Origin of the sequence: Thermoflavimicrobium daqui (genome assembly GCF_003313465.1) — a bacterium.
Lineage (GTDB): Bacteria > Bacillota > Bacilli > Thermoactinomycetales > Thermoactinomycetaceae > Thermoflavimicrobium > Thermoflavimicrobium daqui.
The window spans coordinates 1-15,345 of record NZ_KZ845674.1; the positions used below are offsets into that span (position 1 = coordinate 1).

Annotated in this window: 11 protein-coding genes; 9 read left to right on the forward strand and 2 right to left on the reverse strand. The window is 39.2% G+C overall.

From position 1 onward, the window contains the following. Nucleotides 1-366: IS200/IS605 family transposase (gene tnpA / locus DL897_RS15595; RefSeq protein WP_113660115.1), on the reverse strand; the 366-nt coding region annotated here is incomplete at its 3' end. Between the two features lie 494 nt (nt 367-860). Between tnpA and DL897_RS15600 the strand changes: the two genes are divergently transcribed. The 6 genes from DL897_RS15600 (at nt 861) to DL897_RS15625 (ending at nt 10,601) form a co-directional block, all read left to right on the forward strand. Continuing rightward, complete coding sequence (locus tag DL897_RS15600) at nt 861-1,940, forward strand: biosynthetic peptidoglycan transglycosylase (RefSeq protein WP_113660054.1); 1,080 nt, start codon at nt 861-863, stop codon at nt 1,938-1,940. A 356-nt stretch (nt 1,941-2,296) separates the two neighbouring features. Continuing rightward, on the forward strand, nt 2,297-5,011 hold the full coding sequence (locus DL897_RS15605; protein ID WP_113660055.1) for a transglycosylase domain-containing protein: 2,715 nt from the start codon (nt 2,297-2,299) through the stop codon (nt 5,009-5,011). A 155-nt stretch (nt 5,012-5,166) separates the two neighbouring features. Next, nucleotides 5,167-7,677, forward strand: coding sequence for a transglycosylase domain-containing protein (locus DL897_RS15610; RefSeq protein ID WP_168188835.1), 2,511 nt, complete (start codon nt 5,167-5,169; stop codon nt 7,675-7,677). 141 nt (nt 7,678-7,818) lie between these two features. Further along, the gene (locus tag DL897_RS15615) at nt 7,819-8,823 is read left to right on the forward strand and encodes a biosynthetic peptidoglycan transglycosylase (protein WP_113660057.1); all 1,005 of its coding nucleotides are present in this window, start codon (nt 7,819-7,821) and stop codon (nt 8,821-8,823) included. 150 nt (nt 8,824-8,973) lie between these two features. After that, nucleotides 8,974-10,014 (forward strand): YkvI family membrane protein, encoded by a 1,041-nt coding sequence (locus tag DL897_RS15620; RefSeq protein WP_113660058.1) that lies wholly within the window; start codon nt 8,974-8,976, stop codon nt 10,012-10,014. A 56-nt stretch (nt 10,015-10,070) separates the two neighbouring features. Beyond that, nucleotides 10,071-10,601: a glycerol-3-phosphate acyltransferase gene (locus DL897_RS15625; RefSeq protein WP_113660059.1), complete on the forward strand. Its 531-nt coding sequence runs from the start codon at nt 10,071-10,073 to the stop codon at nt 10,599-10,601. Here DL897_RS15625 and DL897_RS15630 read toward each other — a convergent pair. Continuing rightward, complete coding sequence (locus DL897_RS15630) at nt 10,598-11,389, reverse strand: DUF2797 domain-containing protein (RefSeq protein ID WP_113660060.1); 792 nt, start codon at nt 11,387-11,389, stop codon at nt 10,598-10,600. The genes DL897_RS15625 and DL897_RS15630 overlap by 4 nt on opposite strands. Before the next feature lie 242 nt (nt 11,390-11,631). Here DL897_RS15630 and ggt point away from each other — a divergent pair, with 242 nt between their 5' ends. The 3 genes from ggt (at nt 11,632) to DL897_RS15645 (ending at nt 15,327) form a co-directional block, all read left to right on the forward strand. Continuing rightward, on the forward strand, nt 11,632-13,407 hold the full coding sequence (gene ggt, locus DL897_RS15635) for a gamma-glutamyltransferase (protein ID WP_113660061.1): 1,776 nt from the start codon (nt 11,632-11,634) through the stop codon (nt 13,405-13,407). 479 nt (nt 13,408-13,886) lie between these two features. Beyond that, nucleotides 13,887-14,498: a DUF2690 domain-containing protein gene (locus DL897_RS15640; protein ID WP_113660062.1), complete on the forward strand. Its 612-nt coding sequence runs from the start codon at nt 13,887-13,889 to the stop codon at nt 14,496-14,498. A gap of 208 nt (nt 14,499-14,706) precedes the next feature. Then, nucleotides 14,707-15,327, forward strand: a complete 621-nt coding sequence (locus tag DL897_RS15645; RefSeq protein ID WP_168188836.1) for a DUF2690 domain-containing protein — start codon at nt 14,707-14,709, stop codon at nt 15,325-15,327. Nucleotides 15,328-15,345: the final 18 nt, after the last annotated feature.

A 15,345-nucleotide genomic window follows, 5' to 3' on the forward strand; every position in this document is an offset into this window, starting at 1 on the left:
TTTGATTGTTTCACTTGATACATTCCCTGCTGTACTAACGAAGAAAGAGCGTGTCCAAAGACTTGGCAGATGAGACAGGTGTTTAAATTCCTGTCTTAATCGTCTGGAAGTCACTCCTTTCACTCTTGCCATAATATCTGATGGAGAATTAGAGGGAAGACAATTCAAGAACAAATGACAATGATCAGGCATCACTTCCATAGCAAGAATGATCCAATCATTCTCTTGGCAAATTTCTTCTACTAACTGTCTGAATCGCTCTTCCACTCTGTTCACTAACACTTTTCTTCGATAACGTGGGCAGAAAACAAAATGATAGTTAATTAAAGATACAGTTGTTTTCGTTCTTCGATATTCTTGTTCCATATTATTAATTGTATCAGTTTAATGGTCATAATGAAACAATTAAAGATAAAAAATTGTTGCTCTAAGCAATCCCATAAAGGGATTACCGAGCAACACCGTCTTTCATCCCACGATTCAAACCGTGGGCTTTCAGACGGCATTTTCTGTAAATAAACACATCTAAAGGCTTCTCGGCGTTTATAGAGGGAAGTCTTTATTTTTTTATTAGCTCTCACTTATTTCACATTTTTGATAAAAATAAATGAACAATCATTGAATTCTGTTCTTTATACACAGAATGACAAAAACTCTACATAATTTTACGTTATAATAAGAAAGCATTTATGAAATAAAAATGGTTCATGACAATCCGACACGCGAAGGCTTTGTATACAAACCCAATGGATATAAATAAAATGTGAAATTGAAAAAATGTATGAATGTCCACATAAAATAAAGAGAAAGTGTATATATTGATCCTTACTATTAGAGCTTGTTACCAAGGGGGATGATTGATGACAAATAAGAACCGGGATGATTTTTACTTTGGACCTCCACCGGTACAAAGTGAACTAACCAATCCCCAACTTTTCCGCCAAAGTCAGACATTAGCTGATCAAACTACTTCCCGACTTTTTCACAGAAAGCAGACAGAGAATAGTTCCAATTTTTTTGATCAGTCACCAGAAATTCCTGTCGGAGCATGGATGAATCAACACCAACCAAGTTCTAACCCCAGTCAAAACCATTCAAAGAGCCGGGAAATTCCATCACGATTTATAACTATATTTAGAAATAGATGGCTACGTTTTACTACTTTTTCTTTTATTTTTGTGCTGGTATTGCTATTGATTTTACGATTAAGCATTCCCATGATTGCGAATATATATGCTGAAGATCCGATTCAACTTACACAAACACCCGAGAAAGGTTTTGAACCCATTACGATTCAAGAGCTACGTAAGCATAATTATTTACTGGTAGAAACGTTTAAAAAGGTTGAAGATGCTCGCTTTAATGAGCATAATGGGGTGGATTATGAAGGTCTAACCCGGGCTATCTATCACAGTACCTTTAAAGGGAAAAAAGAAGGTGGCGGGACTATTACCATGCAAGTCGCACGAAATGTAGTCCTTGGAGACCTCGATCAAACATTAAGCCGTAAACTAAAAGAGATGGGGACTGCTTGGAATTTAGAAAAAAAATATAGTAAAGATCAAATTCTCGAGGCTTATCTCAATGGAATTTCCTTTGGAAATGGGATTAAAGGAGTACAAATTGCGGCCAAAGTTTATTTTGGTAAGAATTTAAAAACAGAAGCATTAACCATTGGTGAAGTAGCTGTACTCGCTGGTCTGCCCAAAGCACCTGAGGGATATAACATGTATTTTAAAGATCCAGCTGAATCAGAAAAACGTCGCCAAAAACTGGATAAACGTCAAGCTACAGTTTTAATGCTGATGTCACGTAAAGATGATATGCTGCCACTTATTTCGGAAAAAGAAGCCAAGAAATGGGAAGATGCACCATTACCATTACAATCTGAAAAAAAAGTAAAGAAAGCCCTAAAGAAAAATAAAATCAATTTGATATAGCCACTAGCCGGCTCATAAATAATTTTTATTTTAGTAAAATGGGTTTCTCTAATAAATATAGAGGAGCCTTATTTTATTACTAATCCGTTCATCCATTTAAGATATTTTTTTACACAATTAATAAAAATCAATGAACAATAAATGAAACATATTACAATTTGTAAAGATGACACCCATTTTTAGGGGATTTGCGTTATAATGATTAAGTGTTATTGGCCTAGTTGTATTTTCTATTCAGTGATAGAAGAAAGTGGGAGTCCATTGCTGGGGGTAAATCAGAATAACTAAAATAGAATATTTGCCATAGTTGGTAATCTTAACATTCACTTTTGATTTTTTACCAAGGGGGATGTTCGATGAATGATAAGAATAGGGATGATGTTCATTTCGCTCCAAAGGTACGAAGTGAACGAATCGGTCCCCAGCTTACACGAAGAAAACAGAAGCCAAGTAGTGATAATTTCTTCGGTCAGCTGAAAGATAAAGTTTCCGGACTGTTCAGTAGTCAGGGAAAAAAGCAAGATCCGAACCCTCGAGGTTCTGGTGGAGGAGGGCTTGGTCCTTCTGAACCAAAAGGACCACGGCAAAAAGGCCCAGGAACTTCTAAAAAGCCCGGGGGCAAGTGGGGAAATTTATTTAGTTTAAAGTGGTTCGTCTTAGTGTTAGTCACTTCGTTTTTATTGATGATTGGATTTGCAGCGACCATTATGGTTAGTTCGAAAGTCCTACCTCTGGAAAACATGGATCAAAAAGATACACCTGCTATTATATATGGAAAAAATAATGTAGAAATAGCGAAAATGTCCAAAGAAGCTTTTGAACCTATTTCGATGAAAGAATTAAAACAGCATAATCAGCTACTAGTTGATACCATCAAAAAAGTAGAGGATGCACGGTTTGATAGTCATAATGGTGTCGACTATGAAGGATTAGCTCGGGCGGTCTTTAATAGTATTTTTAAAGGAAAAACCGAGGGTGGCGGAACGATTACCATGCAGGTAGCTCGTAATGTCATTTTAAATGATCTTGATCAAACCATGACTCGGAAGTTAAGAGAGATGGCAGCAGCTTGGAGTATCGAAGCAAAATATGGTAAGGAACGGATTTTAGAAGCTTATCTTAACGGAATTTCCTTTGGTAATGGGATTAAGGGAGTACAACTTGCTGCTAAAGCCTACTTTAATAAAGACTTGAAAAAAGATAAGTTAACAACAGGTGAAGTCGCTATTCTTGCTGGTTTGCCCAAAGCTCCTGAAGGATATAACTCTTATAAAGCCGACCCTGTACAAGCAGCCAAGAGTAAAGAAAGATTAAAGAAGCGACAAGATATTGTACTCATGATTATGGCCCGGGAAGATGATATGCAACCTCTTATTTCGCAAGAGGAGAAATCAAAGTGGCAAAACGCTCCTTTACCACTTCAACCCAAATCCAATGTAAAAAAACATGTGAGTAAGAATCATTCGACTGTATTTGATGAGTTAATTAAAGAAGAAATTGAAAAGAAATTCCCACAATTTAAAGCTAAGGATCTTCATAAGAATGGGCTAAAAATTTACACCAATATTGATCCAAACATGCAAAAAGCGGTGGAGCAGGCACTAAAAGATGATAGTTTATTTGAGGATCGTTTTGGAAAAATACCACCACAAAAAGTGATTGATGCAGGAGTAACAGTGGTTAATCCGAAAGATGGTACGATTGTCGCATTGGGTGGTGGACGGAACTATCAGAAAGGGCTAACCTCCAACTGGGCTTTTACTAAGATTCAACCCGGTTCGACTATGAAACCCCTCACGGTTTATGGACCAGCCGTTGAGCTAAAGAGATTTGATGAAAATACGATGTTAACAGATGAGCAAATTAAAGTCCCAGGTAAGGAGAAGCCGATCAAAAACTTTGATAATAAATACTATAATCAAATATCGATGAGTGAAGCACTTAAGAAATCACTTAATGCTTCAACAATCTGGCTTCTACAAAATCATGTCGGTCTTGATAAAGCATTTGAATATGGGAAGAAATTAGGTTTACCTCTAGTTGATCCACAAGATAAAAACTATTCCCCGCTGGGTCTTGGTGGGCTATATAAAGGGGTTTCGACTCTAGATATGGCACAGGCCTACTCTGTCTTCCCGAATAATGGTGCTTATTATGAAGCCCACTTAATTAAAGAAATAAAAGGTAAATTACCAGAAGAAGATAAAGAAATCTCCGTGAAGGCAGAATATAAGCCTAAACAAGTGTTTAGTAAACAAACTGCATGGTATATGACTCGGATGTTACGTAATAACGTCATGGCGAAAGATGGAACGAAGAATGCTAAGCTTGATGATGGGCGTGAAGCGGCTGGTAAAAGTGGAACAACCCAAGAAGAGCAAGAAGGTTGGTTTGTCGGGTTTACCCCAGATTTGGTTACATCAGTTTCTGTATTTTATATCGATAAACCAAAGGGAGATCAGAAGTATCACTATACAGGATCAACTGCTCCAGCCAAATTATTTAGTACGATTATGTCTGAGGGACTAAAAGGTACACCAGCCAAGAAATTCGTCAGACCAGAAGGCGTACAAGATCCGAAAGCACCATTAAAAGATCTAAACATCAAAGCATCGTATAAAGATGGAGCGATTAAGCTTAGCTGGAATAGCGCCGGATCAGGTGTCAAATATAATGTAGAACGCTCCGAAGACGGTAAGAACTATGAAATGATCGCTCAAGATCTCATTACCACGAGCTACTCTGATCCAGTCGATGTAGGACTCTTAGATAAAGCACTCTCCTTCTTTGGCAAAGAGAAAAAATATCACTATCGGGTCACTGTGATCGATAAAGAAAATCCTGGTAATAAAAAAGCCGGAGTAGTAATTGTTAGACTTACTGACGATCAATCTGGCCAAGATCAAGGTAATTCTGGGGAACAACCTGAACCAGGTAATCAAGATCATGACAATGGAAACGGGAATGGCAATGGAAATGGTCACGGTAATGGGCGTGGCAATGGAAACGGTAATGGTCGTGGAAATGATGAGTTTGGAGATTTTCTTGATGACTTCTTTAATGGTTTTTAATCGAATGAACCCAGTGCAAACTCTGCACTGGGTTTTTTTTGTCTTCTATAAAGGGTACTTAGATATTAGACACTTTTTTGACATAACTTTAACTTTCATTCATAAGCTTTAGATTTAGATGGATGGAGCATAGAGAGATGAAAGGAGGGATCAAGGTGGATGAACGAAGTATGCCCCCCGATTACTCCACAAAAGCAGAAAATAAACGTGAAGATACAGAAGATAATCGAGATAAAGATAAATACCAAATAATCATACATAAATATTCTCAGGTGAAAGCCAAAAAAGAAACACTAGGATCATCACAGCTTCCAACTGAATCAAGAAATAGAGGGTTTCCTTTAGTAAATTGGAAGTGGTTATCTCTTGTTCTAATAACTTCTTTTTTATTGGTATTTGGAATTTTACTAACGGTTATACTTACATCCGAATTTTTACCGATTGAACGTATCACGGAAAAAGATAAACCAACCATCATTTATGATCGAAATAATAAAGAGTATGCTAAGCTTCGTAAAAAATTATATGAACCGATTTCTATGGAATCATTACGAAAAAAAAATCCTCTCTTGATTGATACGATCAAAAAGGTAGAGGATCAGCGCTTTGACCATCACAGTGGGGTAGATTACTATAGTTTGGCTAGGGCCATCTATAAAACTCTCTTTTCCGATAAAACAGAAGGTGGCGGAACCATTACCATGCAAGTAGCACGAAACGTCATCTTAGAAAATTTGGAACAAACCCTAGGACGGAAATTAAAAGAGATTGTTGTTGCATGGAATTTAGAACGGAAATACTCCAAAGATCAAATTTTAGAGGCTTATTTTAACCATATCTATTATGGGAATGGTATTTATGGCGTTCAGTTAGCAGCCAAAATCTACTTTGGGAAAGATTTATCAAAAGATAAGCTTACACCAGGGGAAGTGGCGATCTTAGTTGGAATTCCGAAGGCGCCTTCGGGATACAGTCCTTACCGGTTAACCAAAGATCAGACAGGAAAAACAGGGATAGAAAGACTAGAGGAACGACAAAAAATCGTGTTATCTATTATGGCTCGAAAAAATGACATGAAACCTCTTATTTCTGAAAAGGAAAGGCAGTTTTGGAGTCAAGCTCCCATCTCTATCAGACCTAAAACGGACTTGCTAGAGTATAAACGGCAAGTAGCGGCTACCCCTTTTGACACCTTAATTGAGGCAGAGATCGAAAAGAAGTTTCCCCAGTTTAAAGTCGATGAGCTAAATGCAAGCGGTTTGAAAATTTATACAAATATTGATCCCAAAGTACAAACGGCAGTTGAAACTGCGCTACAAAATGATCGTTTATTCACAAGTTACCAAAATCAGTTGATGCCAAGAGAAAAAGTGGAAGCTGGGGTAACCGTGATTGATCCTCATGATGGTTCCATTGTGGCGATTGGAGGCGGTCGTAATTTTCAGCCTAAGCTCACACGTGTACGTGCCTTGGATAAGCATCAGCCAGGATCATCGATTAAGCCTCTGACGGTCTACGGACCTGTCATTCATTTAAGAAAGTTTCATGAGTCTACCCCCCTTCAAGATGAAAGTCTGACTGTCCATGGCAAGAGGATTCAAAACTTTGAACATGAGTATTATGGTCATGTCAAGATGAAAGATGCAGTAAAGTATTCACTCAATTCAGCTACTGTTTGGTTACTAGAGAAGCATCTAGGAGTGGATGTTGCCTTTGATTATGGAAAAAAACTAGGTTTACCGTTGATTGCAGATGATAAAAACCCCTCTCCACTTGCGCTTGGAGGGTTAACACGGGGAGTTTCTACCAAAGATATGGCACAAGCGTATTCAGTCTTTCTGGGGGATGGCAGTTATTATGAAGCGCATATTATTAGAGAGATTCGCGGATTTGCTACCGACGAAGAAGAGGAAATTACCGTCAAAGCAGACTATGAACCCATTCAAGTTTTTGATCGACAAACAGCATGGCATATGCTTCAGATATTACGAGGGACTGTTATGGATTCGGATGGTATTCGTGCAGCTAGATTAGCAGGTAGAGAAGTAGCGGGAAAAAGTGGTACCACTCAAAATAAGGAAAAAGGTTGGTTTGTCGGACTGACACCTAATTATGTGACTGCTGTTGTTGTGTTTAATGAGTATCAGAAAGATGAAAAGTTAAATAACAAAAAATATGAAATCATAGGTGGAGGTGCTCCAGCAAAGCTATTCTATTCCATTATGACAGATGCACTGAAAAATACCCCTCCACAGACATTTGTTAAGCCAAAAGGAATCGAGAATTTAGAGACACCTATTCAACAAATCGGGATAAGTGGAACTTTTATAGATGGAAAAGTAAAGCTTAGCTGGACCCCTAGTGAAAAAGGTGTGAAATATAAATTGGCTCGTTCTGATGATGGATATTTTTATCAAGAAATTGCTAAAAACCTAACTACAACAAGCTATGTAGACTCGATCCCGAAAGGCGGAGGTATTTTAGAGAAAGTATTATCTTTCCTTACTAGAGAAAAAGTGTATTATTATAAAGTAACCGCGCTTTACCCCAATGGTCGAAATGATGAAAAAACAGGAACCGTAAGCGTAACGATACCTGATCAATCCACAAACGAAGAAAAACCGAGTGACAATGGTAATGGGATTTTTGATTGGTTAGGCTTCTAGCTTCCAATCCAATTGAATTCTCTAAACCATGTTCAGTTTGTAAAAAGATCGGGTACTATCAAGATAATTGCCTATTAAAATAGACTTAATCTCTGATTGATTTGAATTTGTAAGTTAGAAAGAAGCAAAGGGGAACGATCGATGAACGATCTAGATCAGTCCAAAGGAAAATTAGATTTCTCCCCCGAAATTCGAAGTGCACGCCTTCGTGGTCGTTCGTCTGTTGAGACAGGTAAAGATCAAAAGTCCAAAAAAAGTATGCCACCACCACAAAAAAAGCGTTCTCGTCGAAGAAAAAAAAGGTACTTGTGGCTTCGTTTGTTTAACTGGAAGTGGTTTATGCTTGTAGGCACTACTTCTTCGCTCCTCATGTTTGGTTTTATCACCTCTCTTTTGTTTGTAGCTAAGTTTCAGCATCTCGAAAAGATCAACAACATTAAAACACAGTCTGTGGTCATTGCTCGTGATGATCAATTGGGAGCTAAGCAAAAAAAGATATACTACGAATTTATTCCCATTCAAGAGATTCGTGCTAAGAACCCACTCCTGCTCGACACGTTTGTCAGAGTGGAAGATGTTCGTTTCTATCGGCATAATGGTGTTGATTTTAAGGCCTTATTTCGAGCAACAGCCAAAACCTTGCTAGGTGATAAGCAAGGCGGTGGTACCATTACCATGCAGGTCGCGCGCAATGTCATTATCGAAAGCCATAAGCAAACCTTATCACGTAAACTAAATGAAATGGCAGTAGCTTGGAATCTCAATCGGGAATATAGCAAAAGTCGAATTCTCGAAGCATATGTAAATGGAATCGACTTCGGGAATCAGATAAAAGGAGCGCAGCTAGCAGCCAAAGCCTACTTTGGAAAAGACTTACGTAAAGATATACTCAATCCGAATGAAGTGGCCGTCCTTGTCGCCATTATCAATGGACCAAGTGTCTATGACCCATATGGAAGCAAGGATACTCAAGAAAATCTAAAAGAAAGACGCGACTTAATTCTGGCGATGATGTCTAAAGAAGACGATGGGATGAAGGCTCTGATTACGCCAATAGAAAAGGAATCATGGCAGCAAAAACCCATGTTGATCAAAAGCAAGCTATTCAAAGACCGAGTCCTTGGGAAAATAGGGAAGAAGGAATAAGATGGTAAACCTAGCAAAATGATCTGTTGCTAGGTTTATTTTTGTATGCGATTTTGATCTTTTAACGTCACTATAGAAAGGATATATGTGTTCTAACCTTGTCCTCTTACCCATAAACTATTCGTATCTAGACAACAAAGGGGTGACGGGATGAGAGGAAAATGGCGGCTCACTTTTCAAGTGGGTTTTACTTATATTGGTACGGTGATCGGTGCGGGATTTGCTTCAGGACAAGAAATGTTACAGTTTTTTTCTGTGTATGGTAAGTATAGTTATCTAGGGATTATGATTAGTACCTTTTTTTTCGCTTGGCTAGGAGTTCGCATGATGGTGATCGGGGCACGGCTTGGTGCAGACTCTTATCAGGAATTTAATCGATTTCTGTTTGGGAAACGTTTAGGTGAATGGATGAATCATCTTGTGACGATTATGCTATTTGGTGTAACCGTTGCAATGTTAGCAGGAACAGGTGCACTGTTCGAAGAACAATTAGGTCTTTCCTTTCACTTGGGAGTTTGGTTATCCATTATTTTTGCTTATTGGTTTAACCTTCGTGGACTAGATGGGATATTATCAGTCAATACATTCGTTGTGCCTTTTATGCTAGGATTTATGCTATTTGTTGTATGGATGGGATTGCAACAAGGAGAGGTGGGACCACTTTGGGAGAAACTACCGATCCGTGCAGAACCCCATTGGTTGATAGCGACGATTTCTTATATCGCTTTTAATTTGGTTTTGTCTCAATCGGTGTTGGTACCACTTGGAGCAAGTATTCGAGATGAAGTGATTTTACGATGGGGTGGATGGATTGGAGCGATTGGGCTAGGGATAATGATGCTTATTGGTAACATGGTGATTCAATGGCACTTAGAGGAAGTTCTGCTAGCCAAAATTCCTATGGGTTGGGTGATTGCAGAGATTGGAAAAGGGATTCAACTCTTGTTTTTATTGTTAGTCTGGGGTGAAATTCTAACCACCCTTATTGGGGATGTATATGGACTAGCAGCCAGTTTAAGAAAATGGGTTTCTATACGAACAACATGGTTAATCACGGGAATTTTTCTATTGGCTTATTTATTATCATTTGTCGGCTTCTCCAATCTCGTCCGTTATTTATATCCACTGTTTGGTTACTGTGGTTTGGGAATGGTATTTCTGCTAGTTGTACGTCGAATGCCGTCTTATTAAGCTGAATATTTAGCGATAACTCAGCAGAAGGTGTTAGAGAGAAAGGGGGAAGAAAGTTGAAGGGGCTTTTACTCATTGGATTAGCTTATGTCTTAGGAGCAATTCCCTTGGCTGAATGGATCAAACAAAAGAAAAGATATGTCCCCCATCTGTACTTATCGATGATCTATTTAGCCAAGGGAATGATTGCCACAGGAGCAGCGTGGATGATCGGAGGGCTTATGATTGCCCATATGGCTGCTATCGCTGTAGTGATAGGGCAGATGTATTCATTTTTTTATAGTACACGTGGAGAGAAGGGGATGATGGTCGCAGCAGGAGCGATTTTTATTTTAAGTCCAGTCATTATTCTGATTGGGGCATTCATTTATTTATTCAGTTTGCTAATCACTAGGTATCTATTTTTATCTACGTTCTTTTCAACCATTGCTGTGATCCTTATTTCACTTGTAGTAGCTAGTCACGCTATGTTATGGTTGGTCACGATTACGATTGGACTTATGATCTTATTTCGACAAAAAAAGCATTGGCAACGATATCGCCGAGGGCTTGAGCCACCCTATCACTGGCGTAAGCCATTTAGCTAAATATGCCAAGAGACTTTGTAGCCAGTATGCTTACGGATATTAAGGACTCCTTGATCAAAAATTAGATACTGTGCTTTAATTCCCATCAGCTTTGCAGTAATCACCGCTTGTTTATCTAAATTGAGTGAAGTGATTTTGTCTGGGACAGATAGATGGGGATAGTTGAATGTATAAGGCTCATTAATGGGAAGTAGATAAGGATGATATTCTTCGGGAATTTTCTCGACTATTTGTGCTCTAACTTCGATTAAATTCTCATCACGAATGTCATTTTTAAGCATTTTGCGCCAGTTGGTCTTATCTTTGATGTATTGTGCAAGGTGGACTTCAAGCTCCCCAGCTATTTTTCGGCTAGGTACTTCCATGATCGGAAGGGCAGCGACGGCTCCTTGGTCAATCCAACGTTTGAGTGCATTGGGCTTTCGAGTAATTCCTACTTTTACTTCGCTACTTAAAGCGAGATAGACGTAATGAGCTTGCATACAGAATTTTTCACCAAAGGCAGTATCCCGACATGTTCCTTTATGAAAGTGGCACAGTTCTGGCTTTACAATACATAGGTCATTTTCTGCTAGATTCGTATAACAAGGATAGCAGTATCCATTGTTGTATGTTTTTTTTATTTTACGTCCACAATGGCGACATGCTTTTTCACCTAAAAAAGTAAGTTGAATGGTTTCACCAAGAGCTTCATTTAGTAAAACACGCTCATTACCTACTGGAAGATAGTAGGTAACAGGTGTAGATGGTTCATGTTGTAAAGGTTCGAGATAACCGATTTGTTCCATGACGACACCTCATTGAGAATAAACTATTTCTAGTATAACGATGATTACTAAAGAATCCTATAGCTATTTTTAACCGGTTTGACCAAAAATGTGGAAAATCAGGTAGAGAGGAAAATAGATTTTAAGCTTGCAACAGCTTTCTGACATATTCAAACAGCAATTTGATTCCTTCAATATTTGCAGTTAAAATAAAATTAATACTATTATAAAATAATCTATTCATTAAAGGAGAGATTTGAAACTTGCAGAAAAAGTGGAACCTTGTTGGGGCTGTTCTGACTAGTGGCTTACTATTTTCCACACTAGCTTTACCAAACGCTATTGATGCAAAGGCAAAATCCCATGTTGCTAAGAAAAAGAAAAAGCAATCCTATTCTTCGGTTTCGATAGGAAATGCGGGTATGGTCGTGACAGCACATCCTCTAGCTTCCAAAATAGGAGCTGATGTTTTGAAGAAAGGGGGAAATGCTGTTGACGCTGCCGTCGCAATCCAGTTTGCACTAAATGTAACTGAACCCATGATGTCAGGGATCGGTGGCGGTGGTTTTATGATGGTGTATGATGCCAAAAAGAAAAATGTCTCGATTATTGATAGTCGGGAACGGGCACCTAAGTCAGCTCATCCTCGGATGTTTTTAGATGAAACTGGTAAAGAAATCCCATTCTCGATCCGATCAACCCAAGGATATGCTGTAGGTGTTCCGGGTACACTAAAGGGTTTGGAAGCAGCTCTCGAGCGCTTTGGGACACAACCCCTATCGAAATTAATCAAGCCGTCAATTCAGCTAGCGGAAAAAGGAGTGCCTGTCAATCGAGTATTGGCGAAATCGATCGCTGAGAATCAAGAGATGTTAGCAAAAACAGCAGCTAAAGATGTGTTTCTACCAAATGGAAAGCCCTTACAAGAAGGAGATAAGCTAGTACAAAAGGACTTAGCCAAAACGTTCCGTCTGATACAGAAAAAAGGCTCTAAAGCATTGTATGAAGGGAAAGTAGCAAAGGCACTTGTCGATGTAGTCAATCAAAAAGGGGGAAAAATGGCGCTAAGTGACTTGAAAAATTATCATGTTACAACAGATAAGCCCATGATAGCAGAGTATGAAGGACATAAGATAGTGACTATGCCACCTCCAAGTTCAGGTGGAGTGACTGTCTTACAAATTTTAAAGCTGCTCGAACAAGCTAAAGTAAAGGAAAAAGGTGTTCGTTCTGCGGATAAGTATCATTTGTTTACGGAAGCGATGCATTTAGCTTATGCTGATCGGGGAGCCTATCTTGGCGATCCTGAGTTTGTAGATATGCCACTTAAAGGACTTTTGCACCCTAAATATATCGAGGAACGAGCGAAATTGATCGATCCGAAGAAAGCGAACACACGTGTATTAGCTGGAGACCCATGGAAATATGAAGGTAGAAAACCAGCAAAAAAAGGAGTGCAACAGGAGCATCCGCCCGGACAGACGACCCACTTTACTGTTGCAGATCGATTTGGCAATCTTGTTTCATATACGACCACGATTGAACAAGAATTTGGCACAGGAATCATGGTTCCGGGATATGGATTCATGCTAAACAATGAGATGACTGACTTTGATGCAAAACCAGGTGGCCCAAACGAGGTTCAAGCTGGGAAGCGCCCAAGAAGCAGTATGACTCCAACCATTATTTTTAAAGGTGATAAACCTGTGATGACCGTAGGATCACCTGGTGGTTCTACCATTATTTCTTCTGTTTACCAAGTGATTTTTAATCGACTAAGTTATGGAATGGATATCAAAAAAGCTGTCGAAGAGCCTCGTATTTTTAGCAGCCAATATCCGAAAATTCGCTGGGAAAAAGGAGTTCCAGATGCAGTACGTGAGGAATTAATGAAACGTGGGCATAGTTTTGAAGAGGCTCCGAAAGAGATTGGCAATGCTAACTCGATGTGGATCGATCCGAAAACCGGCTTATATATTGGAGCAGGAGACTCGTCTCGTGAAAGCACAGCGATTGGAATTTGGGATAAGAAGAGATAAACGATTCGAAGTCAATTCAACAAGTATAGAGAAAATGTATACCAGTTATCCTAAAATCACAGGAGTGTTGAGGTAAGAAAGGGAGGCATTTTTCGACTAAGTAGACCTCATGATTGTCTTACCTAGCGGAAGTGAATGGAATCCGATGGGCTTTTAGCGCAGTGACTTCCGTGTGTTACTTCCATACGGCTCCCATAGTTCCATCTGAAGGAATGAGCTGACTCGGACTCATCCTTGCCAGACATCATCAGTCACGTGGCGAAAACATGCCCTCACTCCATTCCAATATGATGTAAATTAATAGACCTGTTAAAATCATATGATTGGATATAACTTCTAAAGATTTTAAAAAGGTGGCAACCTTCTTTTTACGAAAGGTTGCCGTATTTTTTTGGATAAATTATATTAAATTGTAAAAATATGTAATTTTATGTTAAACTATCTTTGTGACTCAGATTCATCTTAAAGGGGGTTATTTGGTGGACAAGTTTTATCGTATTGCCTTTATGACTACAGGAGTAGGACTTTTTGTTCTATCGAGCATGACCAGCGCTGCTACGCTGGCGAAGCAGGTTCCTGTGACTTCCAAAAAGCCAGACAAAGTAGAGAAAAAAGGGTCTTACATCTATGAATGGTACAATGGTCCTAGCCCTAGTCAATTACCATCAGAAAAAGAAATGGCTAAGAACCGAGCGAAGAAAAGTATCAATAAAACGACGGGCTCTAAATATGATAATACGGACCCAGTAGCTACAGGTTGTGCCAACGATGTAATTACAGCCAAAAGTGTTAGAGTCGTTAGGGCTTCGGATAAAGCCGTATTAGGAACTGTTGAGCTCCGCTACAGCAGGACATGTAAAACAGCATGGGCGCGAATGAATGTAAAAAATATAAGTACACTTCAATATGGTGATGCCAAGTTATACCGGAAGGAAGCGGGACAGTTTACAGGAAAAGGTGCTGCCTATGTCACCCCAGGTGATAGCAACTATACCAATCAGTTTGATGACGATGGGACAGTTAGTTATGCTGAAGGAGATATTGTTGAGCGAAGTGGCAAAATACATCGAGCTAAAACGGATTCATACTGATAAAAAGATGGTAAAGTCCCATATCTAATAGAGCATGTTGCATAATTGGAATCAAAACCTAGATCATTCCTAGATGAAGCCGCGAATCTTTTTTGTGTAGGATCGACTTTTGCGCCAAACCTTTAGCGGGAGTGAGTGGGGAAGCGATGAGCGGCTGATTAAGAGGGCAACCTCTAATAGAAAGCAAAAGATAGAAAGGATGAAGAGTGTGAAAAAGCGAGGATCTGTGGCAGCTTTGTCTAGTTTTATCCTCTTAGCAGGGGTTACTAGTACGGTGAATGCATTACCCGTAGATCAATCAACCTCTTCTATTGCAAAAAAACCTGTGAAAATCGAAAGAAAAGGGTCTATGACTTATGAGTGGTATAATGGGGCGAGCCCTACAAAACTACCATCTGAACAAGAAATAGCAAAAAAGAAGGCGAGAAGAGGAGCAGCAAAAACTCTCACTTCCGTGAAAGCTTCCTATGATAATACGGACCCAGCTAGTACAGGTTGTGCCAACGATGCTATCACAGCCAAAAGTGTCAGAGTTTTAAGAACATCAGATAAGAAAGTACTAGGAACGATCGAACTACGTTATAGTCGGAAATGTAAAACCGCTTGGTCAAGAATGGGAGTTGAAAAACTAAGTATGATCAAAGAAGGGGAGGCTTTTCTCTATCGTAAGGAGTCAGATAGTTTTGTTTATAAAGGAAGTGCTGGAGTCTCCCCTGGAACCTCAAACTATACCAATCAATTTAATGATGACAAAACCGTTTCTTTGTCCCATGGGCGTATCCAACTTCGGGACAACCAGTACTATGAGGCAGAAACGGAACCTTACTAAGAAGAATGAGACAGGCTA